The sequence below is a fragment of the Arthrobacter sp. JUb119 genome (genome assembly GCF_024807995.1).
Classification (GTDB): Bacteria; Actinomycetota; Actinomycetes; order Actinomycetales; family Micrococcaceae; genus Glutamicibacter.
Window position 1 is genome coordinate 1 of record NZ_JANUFE010000009.1, and the last position, 24,390, is coordinate 24,390.

21 protein-coding genes and 1 pseudogene are annotated in these 24,390 nt (G+C 52.9%); 7 read left to right on the plus strand and 15 right to left on the minus strand.

Annotation, left to right across the window (positions count from 1 at the left end; translation table 11 throughout):
• The first annotated feature begins 395 nt into the window (after positions 1-395).
• Positions 396-947, plus strand: a complete 552-nt coding sequence (locus tag M2368_RS17665) for a hypothetical protein (RefSeq protein WP_498724760.1) — start codon at positions 396-398, stop codon at positions 945-947.
• Positions 948-1,051: 104 nt separating this feature from the next.
• Here M2368_RS17665 and M2368_RS17670 read toward each other — a convergent pair whose 3' ends face one another.
• Positions 1,052-1,390 carry a hypothetical protein gene (locus M2368_RS17670; RefSeq protein WP_498724761.1) on the minus strand — a complete coding sequence of 113 codons (339 nt, stop codon included), beginning with the start codon at positions 1,388-1,390 and terminating at the stop codon, positions 1,052-1,054.
• A gap of 546 nt (positions 1,391-1,936) precedes the next feature.
• Between M2368_RS17670 and M2368_RS17675 the strand changes: the two genes are divergently transcribed.
• Positions 1,937-2,800, plus strand: a complete 864-nt coding sequence (locus M2368_RS17675; RefSeq protein WP_498724762.1) for a TIGR02391 family protein — start codon at positions 1,937-1,939, stop codon at positions 2,798-2,800.
• Between the two features lie 65 nt (positions 2,801-2,865).
• Here the strand turns inward: M2368_RS17675 and M2368_RS17680 are convergent, their stop codons facing one another.
• Positions 2,866-3,651 carry a hypothetical protein gene (locus M2368_RS17680; protein ID WP_498724763.1) on the minus strand — a complete coding sequence of 262 codons (786 nt, stop codon included), beginning with the start codon at positions 3,649-3,651 and terminating at the stop codon, positions 2,866-2,868.
• 212 nt (positions 3,652-3,863) lie between these two features.
• On the opposite strand from M2368_RS17680, the gene M2368_RS17685 reads away from it, so the two are divergent.
• Positions 3,864-4,445, plus strand: a complete 582-nt coding sequence (locus M2368_RS17685) for a recombinase family protein (protein ID WP_498724764.1) — start codon at positions 3,864-3,866, stop codon at positions 4,443-4,445.
• Between the two features lie 66 nt (positions 4,446-4,511).
• Here M2368_RS17685 and M2368_RS17690 read toward each other — a convergent pair whose 3' ends face one another.
• The 4 genes from M2368_RS17690 to M2368_RS17705 are packed head-to-tail and all read right to left on the minus strand — an operon-like array spanning position 4,512 to position 11,507.
• Positions 4,512-5,600: a DUF8606 domain-containing protein gene (locus M2368_RS17690; RefSeq protein WP_498724765.1), complete on the minus strand. Its 1,089-nt coding sequence runs from the start codon at positions 5,598-5,600 to the stop codon at positions 4,512-4,514.
• Positions 5,600-6,802 carry a GIY-YIG nuclease family protein gene (locus M2368_RS17695; protein WP_498724766.1) on the minus strand — a complete coding sequence of 401 codons (1,203 nt, stop codon included), beginning with the start codon at positions 6,800-6,802 and terminating at the stop codon, positions 5,600-5,602. Before M2368_RS17695 ends, M2368_RS17690 begins: the two co-directional genes overlap by 1 nt.
• Complete coding sequence (locus M2368_RS17700; RefSeq protein WP_498724767.1) at positions 6,799-8,718, minus strand: DEAD/DEAH box helicase; 1,920 nt, start codon at positions 8,716-8,718, stop codon at positions 6,799-6,801. The genes M2368_RS17695 and M2368_RS17700 overlap by 4 nt, the downstream gene beginning before the upstream one ends.
• A gap of 59 nt (positions 8,719-8,777) precedes the next feature.
• Positions 8,778-11,507, minus strand: coding sequence for a DNA methyltransferase (locus M2368_RS17705; RefSeq protein WP_498724768.1), 2,730 nt, complete (start codon positions 11,505-11,507; stop codon positions 8,778-8,780).
• Here M2368_RS17705 and M2368_RS17710 point away from each other — a divergent pair.
• Positions 11,494-11,922 (plus strand): hypothetical protein, encoded by a 429-nt coding sequence (locus M2368_RS17710; RefSeq protein ID WP_498724769.1) that lies wholly within the window; start codon positions 11,494-11,496, stop codon positions 11,920-11,922. The genes M2368_RS17705 and M2368_RS17710 overlap by 14 nt on opposite strands.
• A 152-nt stretch (positions 11,923-12,074) precedes the next feature.
• Entirely contained in the window at positions 12,075-12,632 is a 558-nt protein-coding gene (locus M2368_RS17715; protein ID WP_402697791.1) for a hypothetical protein, read from the plus strand.
• A gap of 61 nt (positions 12,633-12,693) precedes the next feature.
• Here M2368_RS17715 and M2368_RS17720 read toward each other — a convergent pair whose 3' ends face one another.
• From M2368_RS17720 to M2368_RS17740, 5 genes are all read right to left on the minus strand, one after another.
• Positions 12,694-12,996: a hypothetical protein gene (locus tag M2368_RS17720; RefSeq protein WP_013350251.1), complete on the minus strand. Its 303-nt coding sequence runs from the start codon at positions 12,994-12,996 to the stop codon at positions 12,694-12,696.
• 426 nt (positions 12,997-13,422) lie between these two features.
• Positions 13,423-13,665, minus strand: a complete 243-nt coding sequence (locus tag M2368_RS17725; RefSeq protein ID WP_402735342.1) for a hypothetical protein — start codon at positions 13,663-13,665, stop codon at positions 13,423-13,425.
• A gap of 718 nt (positions 13,666-14,383) precedes the next feature.
• Entirely contained in the window at positions 14,384-15,028 is a 645-nt protein-coding gene (parA, locus tag M2368_RS17730) for a ParA family partition ATPase (RefSeq protein WP_047117786.1), read from the minus strand.
• A gap of 1,301 nt (positions 15,029-16,329) precedes the next feature.
• Positions 16,330-17,757, minus strand: coding sequence for a hypothetical protein (locus M2368_RS17735; RefSeq protein WP_498724770.1), 1,428 nt, complete (start codon positions 17,755-17,757; stop codon positions 16,330-16,332).
• Between the two features lie 149 nt (positions 17,758-17,906).
• Positions 17,907-18,107 (minus strand): hypothetical protein, encoded by a 201-nt coding sequence (locus M2368_RS17740; protein ID WP_133833129.1) that lies wholly within the window; start codon positions 18,105-18,107, stop codon positions 17,907-17,909.
• 460 nt (positions 18,108-18,567) lie between these two features.
• Between M2368_RS17740 and M2368_RS17745 the strand changes: the two genes are divergently transcribed.
• Complete coding sequence (locus tag M2368_RS17745; RefSeq protein ID WP_498724771.1) at positions 18,568-20,307, plus strand: hypothetical protein; 1,740 nt, start codon at positions 18,568-18,570, stop codon at positions 20,305-20,307.
• 271 nt (positions 20,308-20,578) lie between these two features.
• On the plus strand, positions 20,579-21,313 hold the full coding sequence (locus tag M2368_RS17750) for a hypothetical protein (protein WP_133833131.1): 735 nt from the start codon (positions 20,579-20,581) through the stop codon (positions 21,311-21,313).
• A gap of 680 nt (positions 21,314-21,993) precedes the next feature.
• Here the strand turns inward: M2368_RS17750 and M2368_RS17755 are convergent.
• The 4 genes and pseudogenes from M2368_RS17755 to M2368_RS17770 form a co-directional block, all read right to left on the minus strand.
• Positions 21,994-22,605 carry a hypothetical protein gene (locus M2368_RS17755; protein WP_498724772.1) on the minus strand — a complete coding sequence of 204 codons (612 nt, stop codon included), beginning with the start codon at positions 22,603-22,605 and terminating at the stop codon, positions 21,994-21,996.
• Positions 22,605-23,381 (minus strand): hypothetical protein, encoded by a 777-nt coding sequence (locus M2368_RS17760; RefSeq protein WP_498724773.1) that lies wholly within the window; start codon positions 23,379-23,381, stop codon positions 22,605-22,607. The genes M2368_RS17755 and M2368_RS17760 overlap by 1 nt, the downstream gene beginning before the upstream one ends.
• 361 nt (positions 23,382-23,742) lie before the next feature.
• Positions 23,743-23,847 carry a helix-turn-helix domain-containing protein gene (locus M2368_RS17765; RefSeq protein ID WP_498724774.1) on the minus strand — a complete coding sequence of 35 codons (105 nt, stop codon included), beginning with the start codon at positions 23,845-23,847 and terminating at the stop codon, positions 23,743-23,745.
• A gap of 118 nt (positions 23,848-23,965) precedes the next feature.
• A pseudogene (locus tag M2368_RS17770) lies at positions 23,966-24,364 on the minus strand (recombinase family protein); the annotation flags it as partial.
• Positions 24,365-24,390 lie beyond the last annotated feature (26 nt).

The following is a 24,390-nucleotide window of genomic DNA, read 5'->3' on the forward strand; positions in this document are numbered from 1 at the left end:
GTGGCTAGATCCACTGTTTACCGCGCTATTAAACGCGCGGGTGAAACAGCCAGTTAGGGCCGCACATTCCCTCTGTGCAGGATAGTGCAGAGGACTATTGATCAAAAACCGACTCCGTGCAGTCGACTTCTGAAATTTTTATGTCCATAGTCGACTGCACAAGCCCGGAATTTCAACGGCTCATGTGCAGCCAACTTCGGAATCTGACAGTCATAGTCAGAGTGGGTGTTCGCATAAAAACACCCCCTAAAGAACTGTCCAAAACGCCATGCCGGACAGACCCCTACGGGACGGTGTGACTGTTGCAGGTGCGAAAGAAAAAGCTTGTAGGTTCGAATAAAGCGCGGGGCGCGCTTCAGCGATTAACATGATTCGGACTGTGCCATACTGGCGAAATGGACACGCCACGCATCCCCGTATCATCGATCATGGCGCGATGGAACTCCGCTGATCAAGCCGTGGACCTTGTCATCGACGGGACCGCGGTCATCGATATAGTCGATATTCAACGACATTGGGGGGTTTCTCCGTTTGCACGCCGTTTCTCGCGCGCAGCAGTACACCAATGGTTGACTGATTATCGCGGGGCGTACGGCGACCGCGATGAGAGGCTTTCGGGAGAAGAACTAGAAATCACAGTCTGCAGGGCGTGCGGCGATATGGATTGCGGCAATCTTGCGGTCGAGGTCGAGATGACAGCCGACACAGTCACCTGGAGACGACCTCACTGGGCCGGAGATGACGATGAAAACGACGACGAGCCCGATGCTAACGATCCAGAATCACTCTTCCCTCAGCTATTGGTATTCAACCGTGTCCAGTACGATACCGCGCTAATAGACGCGGAAAGGTTCATCGCGCGATCCAGGTGGCGTCGGCAGGAACCTGAGGCCGCAATATGGCTTGATCGACTACGCAACCGGTTCATGAGACCGTGGAATAAATAGGTACGTGCGCGCTGGTGGTAGAGGCCTGCTAACGCGATCCCAGTTAGGGTTCAGCTGGCGGTCATCGGATCTCAGTGGAGACGGCTTTGGAAAACGACAATTGCTCAGCCGGAAGTTGCATCAGCTTCTGCAACGGCAGCCAGAGCTGTACCTTCTACGCTCAACATCACAGTGCTGTCCCGACGGTTGAAGAAGTGTGTAATGATCGTCCGGCCGTTGGCCTCCCAAATCCAGGGTGGCGTCTCTTCGTTGTCCCACGGATGTTCTGGTTTTCCAAAGAGATCGGTGAGTTGGATACGTAGTTCGTTGAATCCGTTTTGAACTGCTGGTGCACCGGATTCTTGAGTGCTGTAGAGGTGGATTGTTACACCTAGGAACTTACGGTTATACGTGTCCCATGAACCAAGCACTTGTCCGCCGACACATATATCCAGCTCATTCATCTGGTGGGGTGATTCTTCGTTCTCTAGCTCGTACCGGCCCCCCTGATATGAATCCAAGACGCGCGAATAGATTTTCGCGTTCTTGATCAGACCGTGGCCAAGGCTCGTCGACCAATTTCTTGACGAGCTTCACGACGGTGCCAGGAGTGGGATTCAATTCCAACAAGAGGTCAGTCTCGGACATAGTGTGAGCTTACCTCGCAAGAATTGAGACATGGCCCTTAGAGGTTCCTCATTCGGGACACCAAAAACGGTCGTTATTGACACCCCCATCCGCTGACTTGTCCGAGAATCTTCGACAGCTGAAAACTCAACAGATCGTTAAAGGCGTTCCGTCGCAAAACTCAGTGCCTCAAACTATGTAGCGAAAATACCGTTGCCGGACGAGTAACGACACTGGCCGTCGTTCGAATAGGACCGAAACCTCTGAATCACAGACCCTGTCGTCGGAAGCGCCAAGCCTTCTCTCAAACCCGCATGATTGTAGTACCTCTAGTAGTAGGCTAAAGCCAATGAGGTCTGAAAGAGCACTGGGTAGGTATTAATTTGAGCGACTATGGTGAGGAATATCTGCGACGATTACTCGGCGCAGTTCATCGTTTTGAGACTGCTTTTGAGGAATGGATGAAAACTCAGCACGAGTCTGATCACTTTTCTTCTCGTGGCCTATCCCCAACGGTCTGGACAAAAGAGGACACAGATCCCACTCTGGTAGCCAAGCTCGAACTTGACGTCGCAGAAACCGCCGGACTTGCAGCGCGCGCGGTTGCTGTTACTGGAGCCTACATCTCCGTTCAAGGCATAGGTTTTATCGATCCCATCTCTAACTGGTCCTTCATGGCTGCACCTAAAGCACCGCTCTCTCCCCGAGATATCCGCCTGACAAGCGCGAATGTCAAAGGCCGCTTGGATTCTATGATTATTGACGCACAGGGCTCCGCAGACTCCACTTTGCCTAGCTTTTCCCCTGCGCAACTACATCCAGTGATCTGGTCCGGGGCAGCTGCGCACTGGACCGCTCATCAGTTCCGTGTTGCTGTCCGGGAAGCTGCAGAAGGGCTAACTGTCCATTGGAAAGAGCGGCTTGGTCGTAACGACGTTGACGATACCGTGTTCTGGCAACAGACATTATCCCCAGGAGATCCAACCAATGGTCGACCCAGGCTAGTTTGGCCTGGTCCACCAGACGACAAAACTTCCAAAAGCATGCGCGGGGGCCTCGAACCGCTTGCGAAGGCCTTAAATGCCCTAGCTACCGGTTTAAACCTAACAGTACGAAACGTAACTACCCACACAAGAAAAGAACTTACTGAACAGCAGGCAATGGAGCGCCTTGCTGCATACAGCTTTCTTGCGCATCTGCTCGATCAGTGTCAGATCGAGCAGGCCGAAAATAATCCGGTGCGATAGAAGTTTCGAGCGCTCTCACTCAAGAGATCTTCTTGGCTTTACTTCTATGAACACGCTTTAACTTATTATCGTTCTTCACACCTACGATCGAAAAGTGACCATCCTTCTTTCAGCATTAGAAATGAAGCATTGAAGGGCTGAGAAATATCTTTCAAGCTTCCACTAGCGGTCCCTATGCCCAAATCAGATCCCAATGTCGGACTTGCAAATTGAGCACGTTGCATCAAAGACCAGCTAAGAACATGAGCATCGGCACTCATTTGCCGCCACAGCATGCGCCCATCTTCTCGTCGACCTTCATCCTTAAAGCGGTATTCCAAAGCCCATCTGATGAATTCAGTCTGGACTAGTTTTCGCTTATTCTTACGCTGCGCACCTAAAGAAGCGATTCGGGCATCAAGCCATTTCTTCTGCTGAGACAGTAGGTCACGTTGCCTTTCGTTCAGGTTGAATGTCTCCAGCTCGCGATGGTTCTTAGCCATTTGCTCGTACATTTCTGCGATAACGGTAAACCCACGTTGTTGACGCGTATCAGGGTCATCCGGTCCAAGAATCCACACAGCTTGAGCGGCGCCGACGAAAGCACCACGCAATAGTGTGAAATGCGCAGAGGGATAAGGTTCGTCAACTTCAATCGCATCCCTGGCCAACCTCAGGTGCTCTCCGGCTGCGATGAGTGACAAACGAACCGTTTCACTAATCCGATGCCACCTAAACGTGGCGTCGTCAATCGCCAATTCACTTCCAGGCTGTGGTTCTTCAGGAGGATTCCGACGTGCGCGTTCCGCCCACGAGTTTAGATACGAGTAACTCCCACGAATAATTCGCAGATAGGGATCGTTTTCATTCATGAAGAGATCATCTCAATGAATACAGACGGTTTCCATAAGTGCCCTCCAACCGCCCTGCAACCCATAGGTTGCAAGACGTCTCACCGGCTACTTCTTCCCTAACGAAAAATCTGCGGAAACTCAACGGTCTAAAATTCTCGCAACCATGTGTCGCAACCCAAGCCGTAGAATCATGTCTACACTCTTAGTTGCGAGACACTTTTGAAGGATTGATGACCAAACTGATCGGCTACGCGCGCGTATCCACCAAAGCCCAAGACGCCGACCGGCAAATCCAAGACCTACTCTCCGTAGGCGTCCGCCGCGATGACCTCTATGTAGATCACGGGTTATCCGGTGCGTTGGCGAAGCGGCCCGGACTCGATAAGGCGCTCGAATCGTTGCACCCGAACGACACGCTCGTGATCACCACCTTGGACCGGCTGGGGCGCTCCACCCAGAAAATGCTCGAACTGGCCGAAGAGCTACGCGAACGCAATATCGGACTTCGCGTCTTAAACCTGGGTGGCGGCGATGTGGACACCAAAACGCCTATGGGCGCCATGGTCTTCACCGTCATGGCCGCCCTGGCCCAAATGGAATTAGAGATCAAGCGCGAACGCATCACCGACTCCGTCACCAAACGCCGCACCGCCGGTGGTGATCTCGGCGGCCGACGCCCTACCTTCACCGAATCCCAGATCCGCACCGCAGCCAAACTGATCCAGGCTGGCGAACCAGCAACACAGGTCGCCAGGGACATGGGGATGTCCCGTGCGACGCTCTACCGGCGAATCAAGGAGATGAACCTATAGTGATTCGAAGTACGTTACTCGGAAGGAAAGCTCATCAGTCGCTGATGAATCGGCAAATGCGCTCTGCTATTCATCGAGGCCAAAGGCCTCTGAAACTTGGTCGATAGTGAACTGGCTACGTAGCTTAGTCGCCGTGTTCTGATTGGCGAACATCCCGGGCTTCCAAAAACCTTGCTCCCGGGACACTGCGTAAATCCACTGAACGGGCACTGCCCATTCAGCTAAATCATCATCCTGATCACCCTCGTGACGATACGACCCCACCAGGGGAAGTGCTGCCAGTGCAGTCTCGGTTCCGTCGTACAGGACCGTGGTCTCATCAAACCGCTTTGCTTCCCCCAGTACCGTGCCCACTCCGACGTACCCATTTTTGGGGATACAGGTAAATACACGGGCTCCAGGCGTGAGATTCTTCAATGTCCGTGAGAACCACTTCTCTCCCCCGGCGGATACGAACCCGTATTTCATTCCGTCAGCCCATTGCCTTCCTTCGGGTGAATCACCGAAGGAGACATACCAGTCTTGGCCATTCCACGGCTCACGTGTCTTGCTCTTCCGTGAGGTAGCAGACGAGATAGTGGGTTGTACTTCGTGTTCTACGAGCCAAGTGCGGGCGAGGTACGAGGCCCCGTTGTCGTGGAAGTGTCGGAAGAACACCACGTTGATCGGAACGCCGAAGTCTTCGTTCAGGAACCGCACGATCCTCTCCGTTGCGGCATCAACGGATGCTGCCACAATAGTGAAAACTTGGGCGGTGTTCACCTCGTCCGGCAGTGTGCCGCCGAACTGTTCGTTGAAGGCTTCTTCCAACGCAATACCGGGACGATAGTTGGCGAAGATCTTGGTGATCTCTGCTCGACCGAGCGTGGCGACCCAAGAGCCATAATCCAGTGTCTGCGCGGTGACATCGCGCGGTGTCCGGTCCCGCTTGAGCTCGATCACATGGACTGCAGCGGTCTCATCGACCGCTAGCAGGTCAATGAAACCGCCATGCGCTGTCGGCACCTGGCGTCCAATAATCAGCAGAGTTTCACCCAGCATTGTCGGATCAGACTCGATATACGATTCCAGCTGGGCTTCCAGCCCAATAGCGGTGGGCGTGATGCGCGTGAGTTGATCTCCGTCAGCACGCCACAATCCCATCTCCATACCCATTAGGAACGCTCCACAAGCCGCTGCATTGCAGGATCGTACACGTAGTCGGTGATCTCGCCGGACATGATCATGCTGATCGCTTGGTTGATCACGTTCAGTGGCACTACAAACCATTCGGAGGGGTCGTAGTTCTTTCCCTCACGATTGATCTGGGTGATATCCAGGCGGACTGAGGCGAAGACTCGGTGCAGCAGATGCTCTAGCGCCGAAGCACGCAAGTTGTAGGCCCGGTAGTCAGCCACAATTTCCACTGGAGCCATCAAGTACGTGGGGCTGCCCGCCGCGTTCGCGATGCGCTTTTCGACCGTCGTAGTGCTGAACCCGATCTTGTGCAGGTTCTGGATCGAAGACACCTGCGGATCAGTACTTAATGAGCGAAGCACATAGACGTGGCCAGATTCCTGATCCGCGTCCCCCATTTCAGAAGCGTCGTACCCAGATCGAACAAGCAGTAGCCCAGCTCCTTCATGCAGACGGACCGACAGAGACTGTCGATACATGGAAGATTCCGTCCCATTTTCGAAAATGACCCTCAAGCGCTGCTTCTGACGGGTTTTACGACCACTGCTTTGTACCAGTGACTCGCCAACTTCCGCAACAAAGAGCATAACGCCGTTCAGGACGAAAAACTGCCCCTCATCGATAGTTCGCTCACCGGGATATGCGATCAACCGGTACGTTCCATCGGCAAGTTCAGCATGCTTCGCCTTGAACAAAGGTTCAAAAGCTTCGAAACCGACAGCTTTCTTGCGTTTGGCTACCGATTCGGGAGCCTCGGCAGTGCGCCGTTGCGGCAGGTCAGAGACGTCGAGAAGACCCAGCTCATCATCCAACAGATCCAAACCATCAGAGGTCAGCAACTCGTCCAGGGATTCCGGTGTTTCCGGGAATTCAAGCAGCCCCAACTCGTCCAGCGGCTTCAATGCAGCGATTTTCTCTTCACTGGCCAAGATTCCTTCCAGTCGGGCACCGAGCTTGCGTTCGGCAATCTCCCGCGTCGTGGAACTGGGCAGACGCCCATGAGTCTTGTTGAACTCGACGATCTCCAAGAAAGCGCGCTCCAACCGCCCCTGGGCGGTGATCTTCTTCGGCTTCTCAGGAGTATCAAGCAGCCCATCAAGATCTGAATCGATCAGCGACTGAATATCCAACACCGGCTCAGCGGCATCCAGTCCTGGGGTCTCGTTTTCTGGTTCGCTCATGCTTCGTTGCCCACCTGTGTTGCTCGCTGGTTCGCCAAATGCTGCTGCTTCTTCCGCTGCAAGAACAACAACGCTTCAGCGTATCGTTTCTCTGTCGGGTCCTCGCTGCGAACATCGGGCTTACGCCCGTTGACCTTCACCCAGGCCTGGATCTTCGGCCACAGCTGCAATGCTTCTTGCTCCGTGACCTCCACCCGGGTGGCGGTGATGGTATCCGAAATAATGCGCAGCACATTCGGGGTCACCGATTTGCTCATCACTTCAAAGGCCCGCTGGAACGGGTTGACCGAATCGATCAGGTTGATATCAATGTCATCGATGTTGACGAACTTCTCCGCCATCTTGATGAAGCGCTTGTCTCCCACTTCACGCACCTCACCATTCTTGATCACGGAGTCAACCACGACCTGCTGGCGGACTTCCTCGACCTGGGCTTCGGTCAGATCCGGGTATTTCTCACGGATGATCTTCGGAATCAGGACCTTGTTCGTCGTTTCCGGGTCCAAGCTGCCGGCAGCCGCCTTGGCAAAGGTCTCATCCTGCAGGATCGTAGCCTTCAGATCGTTCAGATCCGTTGTCACGATCTGCTTCACCCGCGGGGTCGAAGGCTCCTTGAACCCCTTGATTTTCAGCTCGCCAGGTTTCGGTGCATCGTCATTGCCCCGTTTGGTCTTGAACGTGAAGTTCGGTGCCAGCACCTGCTCCATCAACAACGAAGCTGTAATTGCCTTCAAGATGTTGTTGACCGACAGTTTCACCTCATCGGTCGCCGCATCAGGCTGGGCAATCAGGTTGGTGAACTGTGCATGGGACTTGCCCTCGCTATCACGAGTCACCCGGCCAATGATCTGAATAACCTCAGTGAGCGAAGCCCGGTACCCAACGGTAAGAGCGTGCTCGGCGTAGGGCCAGTCAAACCCTTCCTTCGCCATACCCAACGCAATAATGATGTCGACGGCATCCCGCTTCTTTGAAGCCGTGTGAGCCAAGTAATGCAGTGTATCTCCACGCTTCTTCTGGTCCGTGTCATCGACCAAATCAGCCACCCGCACGACCTGTCCGGTGTCCCTGCGGCGCACGCTAATAATCCCGGTGTCAGGATCGGTGCTTTCAACCCGGCCGATGGCATCGATGATGAACCCGACTTCTTCAACCTTGTCCTTGGTGGACTCCCCCGAGTTCACGTTCGGGATATGCACGATCGTTTTCTTATCCAGGTCGAGGACTTCCTCGATCGCCTCGGTATACCGGCCCTGATAGAAATGGTGGCCGATACCCAAGGAATGCAGGTACTCGTACCCGTTGAGCTGGTCATAGTAGTTGAACGTTACCGGGATGAACTTCGCTTCATCCTCCGGTGACAACACCGGCACGGAATCCCCACGGAAGTAGGAACCGGTCATCGCGACGATATGCACATCCGACCCGTTCATCACATCACGCAGCAGCGCACCCAGGCGGGAGTTCTCCGTATCAGCGGAAACATGATGGAACTCATCAATCGCCAACACCGTCCCATTGAACGCTTCAGGGGCGAGTTTCTCGAACGCAAAACGCAGCGTCGCATGAGTACACACCAACACCGCATCAGGACCTTGAAGGAACTTAATAAACGCATCCACCTTGCCCGCCGAAGAACCAGCATCACAAAGATTATGCTCTTCCTTGATCTCCCAATCAGCCCAGAAACCAAACTTAGTCAGGTTCGTGGATGCGAAAGACGCGCCGATCGAGCGTTCAGGGACCGCAACAATGACCTTCTTACGGCCCTGGTTGTACAGCTTGTCCAGGGCAACGAACATCAGTGCACGGGACTTGCCCGAGGCTGGCGGTGCCTTCACCAGCAAATGCTGGGCCTCCCGCTGAGCAAACACGCGCTGCTGCATCTCACGCATCCCCAACGCATCGGTATTCACCGAAGCCTTCGTCTGCGCGTAGGAGACATTGACGATGTTCACTGGCTTCTTCAACGCGTTCACTTGGCAACTGCTTTCTTCGACACACGCGACTTCTTGACCGGAGCTTTCGCTGCCTCTTCCGCGCTCATCTGCTCATAGAGGGCAAACAAATCAGACAGACGCTGCTCGTCCGTCTCATAAGGCTTCTTGGAATAGATCGAATCCACCAATACGTCCACCGCTGCGTGCGCGTCGCGGAGGTCTTGAGGCATCAAATCCGGGTCATACAACTCAGCCAGCGTCTTTTCGCAGTGATACTCACGCACGTCCAATACCCTGAGAGCCGCGATCGTCAGCTTCTCCTTCGTAGCATCCAACAACGGAGGGACAGGGAAATTGTTGTAGACGATCGTATTCGAGTATCGATAGTCAGTCTTCATTTTGCCGCCCACGGCACGCACCCATGCCATGTGCATTCTTGACGTCAGTATCGCGAATACCCATGGTTGCGCATTATAAATTGCTAACGCGGCATCAGAAATCACGTATTCATCAGAGAGATATCCCATTGGGATGTATTCTCTACGTTCAGAAGAATGACGAGGAATAATAATCGAGTCGGTGGGTTTGTAAGCTATATGCCAGAACCGAAATGGACGATCGGAAAGGGCCCTCGTATTTGGCGTCGTACTAGCCGCACGAAACTCAGTAACGTGCTGCAGACGTTGAGCAAGCTCTGGAATTTCCATGGCTACTGCAGCATCCTCAGAAGTAATCCAAATACAATACCGTTCACGATCATTGATGAACTCAGAGGATCCCACATACCGCTTGATGAATCGCGATATTCGTTGGTCATTTGCCACCAAAGCTTGTTTCTCTTCGACATCAAGGAGAAGATGTCCATCATCTTTCGGGACTGACCCGAGAGCCATCAGGGGTAAGGCCGCAGATATCCTTTTAAGCTGACGGTTTATCCATATAGCAGGGGCGTCGGTAAGGTATCCGTTGATGTTAGTCGCCTCGACCTTCAAACCATCAGTAAAAATGTATTTCGGTCCTTGGCGTTCGGCCCGGAGGTTGATTACGGCTACCGTTACACCTGCGTTTCGTTTGGCGTTGTTCTCCCATTTGAATGATGTGTAGGCGTAGCCAATTTCGATGCCCAGAGAGAAAATCCGAGGGAACATGAGCCCTACGTGTTCACCTTGGGAAACTGAATTCGTGGTTACAAACGCGAGCTCAGCTCGACTGTCTTTGATGTACTCTGCGCCTTTGACGAACCAAAGTGCGATGTAATCAAGATCCTTCGAGTAAGGGTAATTACCGAATACGTATGGGTAATCGGCTTTCATTTCCTTACTCTGCGATTTTCCGCCCTTATATGGCGGATTGCCGATCAGGTAGATCTCACCACCGTCATTCGGACAGACCATATTCCAATCGACGCGCGTAGCGTTGCCTTGAACGATTTGCCCGGCTTCTTTCAAAGGGATCAGTTCAATCTTGAGGTTGAACTTCTCGAAGAATTCAGCGTTCATCTGATGCTTGGCAATCCACAGTGACAGGATCGCTACCTCTACAGCGAAGTCGTCGATCTCAATCCCATAGAAGCTCTCAATATTGATCCGGGACTCCAGAGAGATCCGTTGGTGTTTGACGCTCAAATCACTCAGGCGTTCAAGGATGGCGTGCTCTAGTCGACGTAATTCCTTGTAGGCGATGACCAGGAAGTTTCCAGAACCACAAGCGGGATCGAAGATCTTGATCTTGCCGATTCGATCCAGGAGCTTCTCCAGTTGAGGCACCGAGTTGTACGCGTTGCCGAATTTTTCCTTCAGCTCGTCCATGAACAGCGGCTCAATGGTCTTGAGGATGTTCGGTACCGAGGTGTAATGCTGTCCCAGGTTCGAACGCTTACCAGGGGTGACGATCGCTTGGAACATCGACCCGAAAATATCTGGATTGATCTCACGCCAGATCAGCGACCCGGCCTCAATCAACAGGTCACGTGCTTTCTTCGTGAACTGAGGGACAGTCTGCTCCGCGGTAATTTGGAAAAGCCGGCCATTGACGTACGGGAACGCTGCCAGATGAGCAGGTTTCGCGGAAGCGAACTGCGTATCCAAGGCAGTGAACAAGCCGGTCAGGAATTCAGCAACATCCGAACCATCCGTTTGGGTATGCGAGCCCACAGCGTTGGTGAATTGATTCTCGTTGAAGATTCCAGTGTCTTCTGCGAAGAAGCAGAACAGCAACCGCGTGAAGAACTTGTTGAGAGCGTGACGCCCCGTGGGGTCGTCGAACAGTCCGGGGTTGGCTTGGAGAAGCTCGTCGAAGAGTTTGCCCATGCGTTCTGCCGCTTTGACATCCGCGTGGGCTTCGGCGACATACTGGGCTTTTTCCATCCCCGCCCAGGGAAGGAAGAACGTGAAGTGCTGATCGATCTCCCGGATGGGGATCATCAGAGTCTCGTTCGTCTTGGTATCGATCGCGACCAGCTCGGCGAAGTCGGTGACGATGACGAAACGGGTGTTGTAGCGCACCACTGTCGGGGACGTGCGGAGTTCTTCAATGACCGTCAGAGGGTCCTCGGTGGTTTCCTTGAAGTAGACCACATTCTTCTGGGCCACTTCAGTCGCTGGATCTTCTGCAACATTCAAAGAGCCATTGCGCAACCGGGTGATATTGCCCTGGGCTCTGCCATAAGCCGCCAGCAGGTCGAAGATGAATTCCCGGGTGTAGGTTTCCTGCCCTCCCAGGGGAGCAACACGTTCCTCGACAGCTTTAAGGTTGAGCTTTACCAAAGCAACTCCTTCTACCGAGCCCCTGGCTACGGCCTCATCACAAAACCTTGCACATCACAGCAAAACAGAAGACGCGGGACCTGCAAGGTGCACCTACCCGAATCTTACCGGTGTGCTGGGACAACGTGATATTCCAAGACCGTTCAAACAGCGCACCAAAGCGTTCTACAGTGCCTGGAGAGCAATGAGTTCGTTGGTGGCCCAGAAACACTCGTTCGATCTTTTAGTCAGCCTCGATATCGGTACCTGGTTCCGGGAAACTGAAAACAGCAAGATCGTGCCATTCACGCGCACAGCTTTGATGTCGCGGTCTTTCAACCCGAAAACGATCGTTTTTGAATCATCTACACTACTCAAAGCATCGACTGTTCAAAATTTTTTAATTGCGCTCAATACCTCGTCAAATACGGATTAAATGTTAAAGCTCAGTATAAGCTGATCAATATGATTGACTAAGGCAACTAACAGATCAATGGGTGAAACTTTTGAAAAAAAATCACTTCAATTGCTCTCGGCGCTCTTCTGCTAGGTAGCTCGTTGCTGAGCGCGCCAGCTAATGCAGCCCAGATGGAGCCAGAAAATTTCGTAGAAACACAGGCAGTCCCAGCCTATGCTGTCGGGGAAAGTGGAGAACGGTTCTACTTTGACAACATTGAACAGAAGTTAGGGGTCGCGCAACCCGCAGCATACTGGTCACCCTGTGGCGTTTTCGATAAGAACGAAAAGCTCGTCAGAACTTTCAGTAGGCAAACGGTTAAAGGAGTCTCGGGACGTACAGCCTATCTACGTTGTGGCACAAACAAAGTCGTCAAAGGTAAAAATATCGGTTGGGGCTATCGGCATATCAAAGCTGGCCACATGAACGACTGGAACAACCAGGCGGAATCCTTAGGTGCGAACTGGAGGGACTTCGCGGATTGGGCAACAAACGAAGCCTTAAAATGGTCATGCCTAAAGAAATACCAAAGCGGCAATAAAACTATTCGGTACGGTGGGGTTTATGAACTTCGAGATTCCCGTGGGCGGATCATAAAAAAAGTCGGCGTCACGGCATCAGTTTCAGCCACAAATTCCCGTCTCATCACATCTCATCCCGACAGTGTGAACCGAGCTTGCGGTAAATAATCAAGCTTCGCTGGTAAGTTCTAACAAGAAGGGCTATGGCGCATGTGCGCCATAGCCCTTCTCAGTCTTCTGCTTCTATTCTCATACTTGCCCCGTACATGGTTCCCCGTGAACCAGTGAAAGTATGAAGAGCTGCTATCAACTCCGAGAACGCATACTGTTCGCCGCCGGTAAAGCCTCGCGGCATTCTAATCCCGTTCAAACCGGCAAGTTCATTTTCCGTAACCCTCCATTTGACGACCGCCGTGCCATTATCGTCAAAATTGGGATATTCGATATAGATTCCCCACGGAGTTAGGCGAGCTTCATACCCACGTTCGTTCACTAGGTAATCAACATACCTTTGACGCTTAAATGTCTCCATAGAATAATCCTAAGTCCTCCAAGCAAACAATCTAGTTACGGTAGCGAAGATCTCTGATAATGAATTCCGACAGGTTACGATTGCGATGGACCCAAGGATCTTTTTTCGCCACGAACTGTCATTGTTAGAGCTTTCTCACAGTTAGCATCATACGAACCCCAGCAGCGCCAAGGGTTAACTCTGATACCTCCACGTGGTCTTACTCCTTTAAGATGATGTGCCCATGATAGGTGTTCCTCGTGGCCTGGCAAGTGATATTCGCTTATCAGAGGCCATGCACGGGCCACGATCCGCCGTCGAAGGAGAACTCAGGTACCGCAGCTTGTGGCTTGTGTGCGGGAGGTCGTTTGGTTCCTGCTGTCCACGTGGGTGCAGGAAAAGCAGCGCAGCGATTGGGCTTTTGCTGTGCACAGGTGGGCAGGAGGCTTAACCGCGATGCCCTGGTTTCGTCGCGGTTGATTCGGCTTCGGGTAGGGTTTCCATCCAGCAGGTCGCGTTGATCGCGACCTGTAGCGTTGCCAGGGCTTGGGCGACGGCTTGTTTCGTGTCGGGATAGTCCTTGTTCCACGAGTCGGTGCTCATGGTGATGCGTCCGGTAGCGGCGAGGTCTTCCAGCTCGTTGGCCAGGGCTTTGAGGTCATCGTAAATTTCTGAGGCGTTGCGAGTCACGGTGAATCCCTCCTTAGCGTGCGTGAATATGCCAATACTGTCGTGCATATGAATAAATGAGTAAAGACGTATTCATGCAAATGAGCAAGTGAACATTTGAGCAACGAATGTGCGTAAGTCACGGAGAATACTAACGAATAGTGGTGCGCGCGGACGGGGTGACTACTCCCCTATCCGAATCCTCGATGCCTAGCAGGTTGAATCCACCTATGGAAAATTTTCTCATATACACATTTGCAGCTTTGAGTAATTGAGTCCAATTGCTTATCGGCCTAGCTAGTACACCATGACGGTCCAGCTGCCGGCTGACTTCGGAGATACAAAGCACGATATACGCATTTGAACAATTCGTAGGTGCGTGTGCACCGTGGAACGCTGCAAAGATAAGCTCTTTGGGCAGTCTGAATGCTTGGAAAAATGAGTGCATGAGTAGATGATGATCTACTCATGCACTCAAAAGATGATTTACATTTTGATGTGTTTACTCTTCAGGGAGTGACTCAATATATTCAGTCAAGAACTCGCGAATGCTTTTGTGTTCACTGCGAGCCACATGGATTTTCAGCTTCGTATGCAGGCTTTTAGGTAGTTCGAAGTTCACTCGTGTCAGCGGTTCTGCGGGAGCGGTGTCCCGTAAACTAGCCATCAGCCGGCTCTTCTCGTTTTCGGCTCGCTGGCTTGGACGCCCTGCGCTGAGCCCGGTTCTACTGTTGCTCATTTAGACAACCTCCTGCTCAAGGATGATCGACTCAATTTCAGCACTCAGTGCAAGCATTTCTCGGGTGCCCTCGGATCGAGGGAAGTCTTCAATCACTGTAGACCCACGCGCAGCTGTCCCTGGGTAGTCGACACGCTGGAAAATCTTGGATTCAAGGACCGGCAAGCCATAATCCTCGAGGATCGCAGAGACATCCTTGCTGATGTTTGAACCGGTGATCGCGCGGGATACGACGAAGGCCGCCTTGAGTTTCCCGTCGGTGACCTCGATGCGCTGCTTGACTAGGTCAACCAGATCCTCTGTGGCCCAGATGTCATACGGCGAGGGCTGCACGGGAATAAGGACAAAATCAGCAGCCTTGATCGCAGAGACAGCAAGGTCACTAGCCTGCGGGGCCCCATCGATGACGACGAAATCGACCTTGGCCAGGCTTTTGACGTCGCGTTCAATGGTGGGGCGATCGATGCCCACGACGGACACGGGGTGCTCTTCCCTGACTGCAGCCCAGTCCCGGGCGCTTCCCTGAGGGTCTGAATCCACCAAAAGCACAGAGCGGCCAGTGTGCTGCAGTGCGGTGGCTAGGTGGGTGGAGATCGTGGTTTTCCCAGCTCCGCCTTTTTGGTTCAATACGGCAATCGTTTTCATAGATTCCTTCCGCTGCACAGAGGTGAGTAAATACGGATTTACATATAAGTGTATCAGCACAAATGAGTAAAAGTGCATTTACGCACACGTGTGAAGGGCGATGGCGTGAGGCGCTTCTCCCCCATCGAATACATGAGAAATCGTCTGGATGATCATTTGATGATTTACTCAAAACCGTACGAATCCGATATTCCGGCTGGCCGTGGTCTGAGGGTTCAAGCATTGGTTGAGTCGGCCTTTAGATGGATTGGCGAGCACAAGGACCGATAAAGTGGTGTCTTGCTGCAGGTCGTCAATACACCGTCCATCAAATGAGTAAATGAGGTTTCGCGTATGTATTGCGCTGAGGGTGACAGGTTGAATTCACTCCAAGGCACTCAATCATTTCCAAGGGTCGGGATTGCGCTTTAGAGGACCATGTGCCCTGAGGAAAGTATTGCTTAAATGTTCATTTGATACTTTACTCAAAAACGTACAGATTCGGTGCCCTGGGCCACTGGCGGCTGAGGGGCAAATATTAGTTGAATCAATCTTGTGGCGGATTATGCGCGCACGGAGCAATGTGGGGGGCTTTGCTTCATTACTTCAAATGAGTAAATGAGAACCCTCGCATAAAAAGCTTGGGGAGGGTAAATCAGATTCCCGCCAGGCCATTCAATTTTTTCGCTGAGCGTGGTTGCGCTGCAGGAAGTGCTCAAATGATAAAATGAGTAAAAGTGTAGATTTGGTTGAAATTTCGGTGGGGAGTGGTGCTTGGGCTGCGTTCGCTCACTGGTGCAAAAATCTTCATGAGTGAGCGGGTAAGGAATCAAATGCTCTTTTGAGTATTTTCTCTCTATGCCTATGGCTTCAACGCCGAGTTTAGCGTTCGGATGCTTCAGGGAGCGGTGTCAAGCATTGGTGGAAGTCGCCCTGGATTGCATCAAGATTTCGCGCAAATGGTCATTTGAGTAAATGAGCGGATACTTCATTATTGGCGGGGATGGCATTTGGCAGGGGAGTCCACTTGGCCGGCAGAGCCGTCATGAGCGCTGTGAATGGAAATGTGAAAGTTCGAGCCGATTCCTGGGAGCGTGTGATTCGATCTTTGTGGCAGTGACCAAATGATGATATGAGTATTTGCGCAAAAACGCGCCAACATCTCAATGCTCGGCGTTACCGGTTTATCCCGCGATAACTGTTCGATATGCGCCATGGCTGCAGCAAACCTACGATCCACCAAGGAAGAGATAGCGCCAGGAGGCTAATAAATCAACATTTGAGTAAATGTTCGTATGAGCTAATGATGTTAGGGATCACCTTCAGGTCGATAGCGCGCGTGCCGCTGACAGCGCTGCGCGTACTCTGGCTGCCCCGGTTGCTGCAGCACTTTGGTGTGCCGGGCGTCGAGCTTGGTGTTTTGCCCGCCGGTCGGCGGCGGCCCGTGCGGCAGCGTGGGCTCGGTTGCTTTCCGCAGCGGCTCGCTGGGAGCGGCTGGTCATGACTTCACCGTTCGGAGTCATCCACTGGCGGAGGCGGTAGAGGATTGCTGCGCGCAGAATGCGGCAATAGTCGATGTAGGACTGAGTGTCACGATCATGCTGGGGGAGTGCACCCCATGCTTCCTTCTCGTGCAAACCCGGGCTGGTACGCCAATCCAAAGCATGGTGAACATCTGAAATCGTCCATCCCGCATCGAAAAATGGTTTGACCATGTTCAGCACGTTTTTCTTGGAAAAACGGGCCAAATCTGGCATCAAACGCAAGATTTCAGCGGCAGCCGATAACCCCTGACTTCTCGAGCTGATGCGTCGGTTGGCTGGCCACAGGGTGACTTGTCGCTGATCGCGGTGGTGAGTTCGCACGGCGTAGCCGTGCCCATGATGTTCAGTGCCGCGCAGCGGCTCAATCTGGGTGTTTTTCTCGAGCGCGCGCGTGTAGGAACTTACTTCGTAAGTGGTTAACCCCCCTACGGGGAGGGGTTCTAAGTTATTTCCACAGGTACCAGCGGCGCCTTGTGTGTGGGCACGCCGCGCGGGGGTCGTGTCTGGTGTGTCTTGGGGGCGTAGGCCGAGGCCGATGGGGCGGGTGATGACGTAGACGGGGGCTTCGTTGGTGGCTGGTTGGCCGGCTTTGGCGGCGTAGGTGGCGCTGCGGCCTGAGGCGACGATGCCGAGTAGGCCGTGGGTGCGTAGGAATTTCAGCGCGTTGCCGACGGTGGCGCGGCTGACGCGGGCTTTGGTGGCGATGGTGTCCCAGGTGATGCGGACGGTCATGGTGGTGTGGTCGGTGTATCGCAGGAGTACCCAGAGCACGGCCATGATGTTGCGTTGGCAGTCGGCGCGGCGGCACAGCAGCTCGTCCAGGGAACGGGCGGCACGCCAGGCTTGGGCGGTGTGATCGACTTTGCGGCTTCCCTGGGGGATCGCCCAGGCAATCGCGCGGGGGGAGGTTTCCTGGGCGCGGGAGACCCGCTTGATATGTACCGGGGCGGGGGTGTGGGCGTGTTTGGCGGCGAGGGCTTCTTTGGCCGCGTTGAACTGTGTTTTTCCCTTGGCGCTGAAGGTTTGGGGGGTTTCTGCCTTGGTGAAAGGGCGGTGTCCTTTGGCGGTGTGGGCGAGGATTGCGGCGATGCGGCCGTCGGAGGGGCGGGTGCACCAGCGTGGTTTTGTGGTGTGGATCGCGGTGTTTTGCGGCGTTTCTTTGGTGCTGGTACTTGATTGGGCGCGCTGAGGCGCTACTATAGACACATAAGTCCTTTTCTCTTTGGAGGGTAAAGGAAGGGGAGCGTCCGGCTTGGTAACCGGAAGCTTCGTGGTAAATCTCGATCTGAGAACTTTGGCGAGTAGGCAGATCGGATTCAGAATTTTAGTCCCGCGCTTTGCGCGGGCTTTTCTGTTTAAGGCTTGTCGATAGGCAGGTGGCCTTCCTCATCGTCACGAAGCACCCAATCAGGGAGACCACGTTCGTCAAGTTCAAGAGTTTCGACCATCATGTCGAATAGGGCTGCACCCGAGATACCAGCTTTGGCAGCTAGTTCGGTGAATTTATCCCGGTTTTCGCGCTCGACACGCCATCCCAGTGGGATGGGGTCTTTCATTGACCCCTTGGGGCGCCGTGGTGAACTCATATAACCACAATATTGGATAGCGCTGTTATTAAGAGGTTTGCGACACGACTAATTTTTAAAAAATTCGGCTTGTTTCTCCTCATCAGCTCTCTAGTCGGGGAGGGCAGCTCTGATCGTCAGCCTGAGTTGGGGTGGAGTTACCTGGAATCAGTGAACACGTGACCTGCCTAGCGTGGTCAGTGTGAGTACGGTTTTTGGTGCCTCAACCAGCACATGCTGGCCGCGTAGTTGTTGTCCAAACTCTATCGGGGAAACCTTTCAGTCTGTCAGACGGATTATGCATGACCACCTAATCAATCCATAGAAAGAGACTAGGAAAACACGATAGGACCATCCAGAAAGTCCAGGTTCCTACCAAACAGTGATACCCAATTTTCTAAGCGGAAGATAAACTTCGTCTGAATACTCGCATCGCAGCATTTGGGGAAAATTGAAAACTAAATTATCTGCTCTGGTCCTCAGCATTGCTCTGGGAATCAGTCCACTTGTGGCAATGCCGGCGCAAGCCAGCATGGGGGACTGCACCGTTGAAGGCAGCAGCGCGGTTTGCACTGGAGATGACCAGCAAGCAGTGCAAGGCAATACTTCCATCACTGACTTGAGCTTGGAGAACGCGCCAATTAAGGGTGACGTTCTCAAAAGCATGACCGCGCTAAACCGCCTGGCATACAACGGTCCGATTGACGTGGACTTACGAGAATTCTTGAACGCACCAGCTTTAGCACAACTGGAAATCACGTTCGACACGAAGCCAATCCGTGTGCTGGCAGGTACTGAATTCAAGCTTCAAACCTTCAAAGGTTTCGACGGCGAACCGTTCAGCCTGGAAATCGGAGACTACTTTACGAACGACGGATGGACAGATCCGCCAGTCAAGCAGGTGGGGTTCAATACTTTCGTTGCCCCCAAGGCCACACGCATGCGCTTCTTGGATGGATACTACGAGGGCCAGCACAAGGCAGACGGGCGCAGCCTGCAGTACAACATCCATGTCGGTGAACAATATGTTGTCTCTGCATACGAAGAATTGTCATGGCTGGGTACAGGAAAGCTACAGGCTAGCTATGCTCCTTTCGGCGAAGCTTCGATCCTGAATCCGTCGGCAACTACGGTTCCCGTTGGTACTTGGGTGACTGCTGCAGGCAGCAAAACCTCCAGCGGTTCCGCCATGAAAACCAATTGCACTTGGAGCCGCGGCAGCACAGTAGTCCAAAAATCAAAAAGTGGAGATTCAGGCGGCTGCGCTTACAAGCTGAGGAAAGCAGACTCCGGCAAAAAGCTCACCGTCAAAGCAACGCACCATGAGTACTGGGGCGAAACAGAATACTGGCAAAGCACAACGGAAACCTTCTCCAAAACTTTCACTGTCCAGGATCCCATCCTCCTAAAACTGGGGCGGATTGACTCGGCGCAGGTAGGGAAGAAGCTCACTGCGAAGGTCTCCAATGCGCCGTCAGGTGTAAAGCTCAAATACCAGTGGCTTCGCGCAGGGAAGAACATCAAGGGTGCCACCAAGTCCACATACGCTCCAGCAGCTGCTGATCTAGGTAAACGCCTTTCTTACACGGTTACCGGTTCAAAGACCGGAATGTATCCGGTCGTACACACCTCGGATTACACCTCCCAGGTCATCAAGGGCAATTACACTGTCACCAAAGCTCCGAACATCGGTGGCAAAGCAGTCTACGGTCAGACTCTGAAGGTGAATCCTGGTACCCGTTCTACCAAGCCGGGAAAGTTCAAGTACCAGTGGCTGCGTGATGGCAAAACCATCAAGAACGCCACGAAGACCACCTACAAGCTGGGCCTGTCCGATGTAGGCAGGAAGATCAGCGTCCGAGTCACCGCTAGCGGTTCCGGCTTTGCAACCCAGACAAGCACCACGTCGAAAACCAAGACGGTAGCCAAGGCGAAGTTCACGGTAAAGAAGGGTGCCTCCGTATCGGGCAAGGTGAAGGTTGGATCGAAACTGACAGCCAAACCGGGTTCGTGGAGTCCGAAGCCCGAGAAGTACAAGTACCAGTGGTACCGTTCTGGCGCGCCGATCAGCAAAGCCACCAAGTCGACCTACAAGGTGACATTGCGGGATCGAGGCAAGGTTGTCTACGTGAAAGTCACAGCTAGCAAAAAAGGCTATGTCTCGAAGACTACAACTTCTTCGGTGAGATAGCACCGTCAGCAACTGGCCGGCAACTACGTGTTCACGTGATTGTCGGCTTTTGCACTCTGCCGGACTCAGGACGGACGATGTAGCCTAATGACCACTACTGGGATGAAGTTGCTGGTTCTTCGATGAACTATTGGCTACCTCCGAGCACAATCGAAAGACAATACTTTTCGAATCATCTCCCACATATTCTCTTCTTAGATGTCGAATAAATCCTTATGATTAAGAAGTGGCAATCGATGGGGTAGCCACTCATCACGTCTAAGGACATCTCATGGGGATACTCTCCCGCACAAAATATACCGGCGCCCTGACTGCCGTTGCTTTAGCCGGCAGTCTGCTCCTCGCCGGCGCTCCGGCCCAGGCCGCTAAGAAACCGATTGACATCACCGGTTTCAACGCCTCGGATCAAGTAATCTCCAACAGCAACTGCCGCCGAGTGAAAATCTCCGCCAAGCTGAAAAAGAACTACAGCGGCATCACGAATGTCGGATATTGGTTGACTTCGTCAGTAAGCAGGAATGGCGGAGAGATCGATTCTGCATGGTTCGCGGACACCACCGTCGACTATGTACAGCTATGTCCATCGTTTGAGGGTCTGGGTGCTTATAAAATCGGGCCAAGCGATATTTCTGTGGACTACGAATATGTAGATCGGGATGGCTACCTGTCCTACGGTTTCAGTAGCTACTGGGATACGACGGGTAAGACCATTTACCTGCGTGGCAAGACTAAGAGCACCCTTACAGCCAAACGATCTGGTAAGAATGTCACGCTAACCACTACGGCTAGCGTCTACTCTCCAGAAAAGTACCGTTACGCACAGTACAACCCCACAGCCAAACTTCAAGTCAAATCCGGCACGAAGTGGAAGACTGTCAAAACAATGAAGTTGAAGAGCGGTAAAGCGACCTTCAAGCTGAAGGAATCCAAGAAAAAGACTTATCGCGTGACGATCCCCAAAGCTAGCTGGGCCACGGCAGTAACTAGTAAATCAGTGTCGAAGTAAAATCCACTCGAACCGGAATGGCAGGATTTACTGCACAAGAAACTGAAAAAAAGTTTGCCAGTCACTGGGCTGGCAAACTTTTCCTGAGATCTGCTCTTTAGATACCTGTTGTTTTAGCACTGCCTCACAACTAACAGTGTCATCGGGTCTCTCTGACAACGATTGCAACACATAGTTGCGAGAATTTTGGACCGTTGAGTTTCCGCGGATTTTTCACCGGGGGAGTGACGTGCGGTGAGACGTCTTGCAACCCATAGGTTGGAAGACGTCTCACCTCGAACACGCTGTCGTTATCACGGAATTTTCAAGTCAAACGGTACCCACACAAGTCTAAATAGCAACCAAGCAGTCTAATTTGCCCGATCTTTCAGGTTGTTAATCCACCCCGTTTCAGACATCGTGAGAATTTTCGAATCCTGCGACGAACTGAAACGTTCCGGATGCCGTGCACCAGCCGTGGCTTGGTAGCATCGCTAAATTATTCACGTACTAGAAAATCTGGGTTAGGAAGAAGACTTCCACCGTCAGGGGAACCTGCCGGTGAGAGCAAGAAAGGAAATGACCTACAACACGGCACCTGCCATCCTGTAGGCCACTCACTCATTCTCGCCGGGGCGTTGACTAACTCTGTAATAGCCCCAGAGCATTTAATCCAACTCAATGCAGCGCCTATGCGTTGCCTAGATGAGCCCGGATTCAGCTGTTGCTTCGAGGTAGTCCACAAACACGGGGTCCGTCAGGTCTCCCGCACGCATGAAGGGCCCATCTTCCGGATCTTGTTCACGGCGCGACGGGAAACCAATGACCGCGGTGAGGTACCGGTTGAGTTTGTCTCCTGCCACCCCATAGACCTTGAAGCCGGTGATGAAACTTCCTTCGCGCTCAAGCAACACCGAGACCCGTTGTCCCAAGGCATGCTGGGCCGAAAGAACCCGATATGGGAGTTCCAGCATGTCGCCATGGAAAAGCTCCTGCCAGTAGAACTCGGCGTCTTCAACGGCATCTTCATCGACAGCGACCGGCCGCCCATTTCTTAGTTCCAGGAGAACCGCGGGATTGGTGATGGTAAACAACGCATCAATCAGATCCTCCCGCACTTCCTCATCGAATTCGAATCCATCAGGTTCCATCAAATGAACAGGAATTCCGTAGGCCTTATAGTTGTCTTCAAGGAGCGCGCGCACCTGTGTCGGAGTCACCGAGGGCAACTTTGCGGCTTCCCACCTCTTCATCAATTCTCGTGGATCTATGGGAGTCACGGTCATTTGATCAGCTCCATCTTTTTCCTCCATCAGCATGCCTGGCCGGCAACACCGTAGAAGGCGTGTGATCCAGGACTGCGTCCTGATGGGTGGTAGTGACAATACTTCTTGGAGGAATTGGTCTTGTCTTTTTCAGGGCCAACCGGTGTTTTGCTTCTCACGCTATAAGCCACAGACCTTGCCCCGGCTTTGGTAGTTGACCATACATCACCGCTGGCTCGAGCACGCGACACGGCCTCGTTCTTCGACATTCCGTCACCAATGAGCAAGCCGTTTGTGCGGCGTACAACTTTGTAATGAGCAGGCGGATTCTTTTTCTTGCGAATAGCCTCCCTGATACCTGCAATCGCTTTGTCGGCTGCTATATAAGTTACACCAGCGATCACAACTACGGCCGAGGCAAGGAATAGAGCCTTAAAAATTGCTCCCAGTGAAGGAACTAGGATCAATGCCAGAGGAATTACCGAGTAGTCTGCTTGATCAGATCGATATTCTGATTTTTCGCCGGTATCAGGGTTTGTAACCGTAAACCAGATGAGCTCTTCATCAACCTGGAGTACATCTACCTGATAGGTTCCACTAACGATGTCCTCGCTTTCGCTTTCGACCGTGAATTCTGCGGTACCTGAATCATTGTCCAAGACGAGAGACTGTGAAATTTCTTCACCAGAATCTAGTTCGGTGGTTGTTTCAACTGAAACTTCTTCGCTGTCGATCTCGGCTTCAAGGAGTTCAAGACCTTCTTCGGAGAGTGATTCCTCAAGCGCATCCTCAGAATAAACAACGGTTTGTGTTTCTGAGGTCATTGCAGGGTCAGTAACTTTTCCACCGTGTGGCATCAGACCAAGAACGAGGCTCCCTGTCTGACCCTAGTACGAGAATACTGGAGCGTCCGCAACCAACGCTTCCACCGTCAAGGCACATGTCATCGACCAAGCCTCTGGCAAGAGCCGAGGCTTGGCTGGGTTAGGAATGCTGATTTCGATTCCAAATTATCGAGCGTAGGTGATGATGTAAGCGTTCAGGCAGCCGAGTCCAGATGGACCTCGACCACGTCATCCACGTCCGATTTGGTGTCCAAGGCTCCAATTAGGTAGCCGTCACCGATAGCCTCGGCGGTGATCAGGATTCGCTACGCATTTATGCCGTCCAGCATGTACTTTGCAGCTACTGCATTTTTGCTTGGTCGTCTTTTCGCAAAGCTCGGTAAACAGTACTGCGGCTGACACCTAAAACTTCGCCAATTTGTGACACAGTCATCTCTCTGTTCATACATCCGCTTCGCGGTGCGCAGTTTATCGGGGGAGAGGGTTGTGGGACGGCCTCCGGTACGACCTCGAGCACGGGCCGCGGCTAGGCCGGCATTGGTTCGTTCTCGGATAAGATCTCGCTCAAACTCTGCCAGGGACGCGAAGATGCTGAACACCAGCCGGCCGCCGGAAGAGCTGGTGTCGATATTCTCCTGTAGGGATTTGAACTCGATGCTTCGTTGCTGCAGTGCGTCCATGTGGTTGATGAGATGGCGTATGGATCGACCTAGACGGTCCAGAGGCCAAACTACGAGAGTGTCGCCTGGGCGGATCTGGTCCAGCAGCTTATCGAGCTCGGGCCGTGATTCGAGTGCGCCGCATGCTGTGTCGGTGAAGATGCGATAGCACCCCGCTTTGGTGAGTGCATCGAGTTGGAGTTGTGCATCTTGGTCGCCGGTGGAGACTCTGGCGTATCCGAGGAGGTGTCCCATTGCTCTAAATGTATCAATACTCGTGGCGTGGTCACTGTTTCGACGCATAGTTTGTGAAACTGGGTATTGCGACT

What these genes read in the sequence shown, in the direction of transcription:
- M2368_RS17760 (WP_498724773.1), bottom strand. Translation starts at nt 23,381, where the DNA reads ATGACCTCAGAAACACAAACCGTTGTTTATTCTGAGGATGCGCTTGAG.
- M2368_RS17690 (WP_498724765.1), bottom strand. Translation starts at nt 5,600, where the DNA reads ATGGGTATGGAGATGGGATTGTGGCGTGCTGACGGAGATCAACTCACG.
- M2368_RS17740 (WP_133833129.1), bottom strand. Translation starts at nt 18,107, where the DNA reads ATGAAAGACCCCATCCCACTGGGATGGCGTGTCGAGCGCGAAAACCGG.
- M2368_RS17755 (WP_498724772.1), bottom strand. Translation starts at nt 22,605, where the DNA reads ATGGAGGAAAAAGATGGAGCTGATCAAATGACCGTGACTCCCATAGAT.
- M2368_RS17665 (WP_498724760.1), top strand. Translation starts at nt 396, where the DNA reads ATGGACACGCCACGCATCCCCGTATCATCGATCATGGCGCGATGGAAC.
- M2368_RS17670 (WP_498724761.1), bottom strand. Translation starts at nt 1,390, where the DNA reads ATGAATGAGCTGGATATATGTGTCGGCGGACAAGTGCTTGGTTCATGG.
- M2368_RS17685 (WP_498724764.1), top strand. Translation starts at nt 3,864, where the DNA reads ATGACCAAACTGATCGGCTACGCGCGCGTATCCACCAAAGCCCAAGAC.
- M2368_RS17765 (WP_498724774.1), bottom strand. Translation starts at nt 23,847, where the DNA reads ATGAACAGAGAGATGACTGTGTCACAAATTGGCGAAGTTTTAGGTGTC.
- parA (WP_047117786.1), bottom strand. Translation starts at nt 15,028, where the DNA reads ATGAAAACGATTGCCGTATTGAACCAAAAAGGCGGAGCTGGGAAAACC.
- M2368_RS17715 (WP_402697791.1), top strand. Translation starts at nt 12,075, where the DNA reads ATGGAGCCAGAAAATTTCGTAGAAACACAGGCAGTCCCAGCCTATGCT.
- M2368_RS17695 (WP_498724766.1), bottom strand. Translation starts at nt 6,802, where the DNA reads ATGAGCGAACCAGAAAACGAGACCCCAGGACTGGATGCCGCTGAGCCG.
- M2368_RS17680 (WP_498724763.1), bottom strand. Translation starts at nt 3,651, where the DNA reads ATGAATGAAAACGATCCCTATCTGCGAATTATTCGTGGGAGTTACTCG.
- M2368_RS17720 (WP_013350251.1), bottom strand. Translation starts at nt 12,996, where the DNA reads ATGGAGACATTTAAGCGTCAAAGGTATGTTGATTACCTAGTGAACGAA.
- M2368_RS17750 (WP_133833131.1), top strand. Translation starts at nt 20,579, where the DNA reads ATGGGGATACTCTCCCGCACAAAATATACCGGCGCCCTGACTGCCGTT.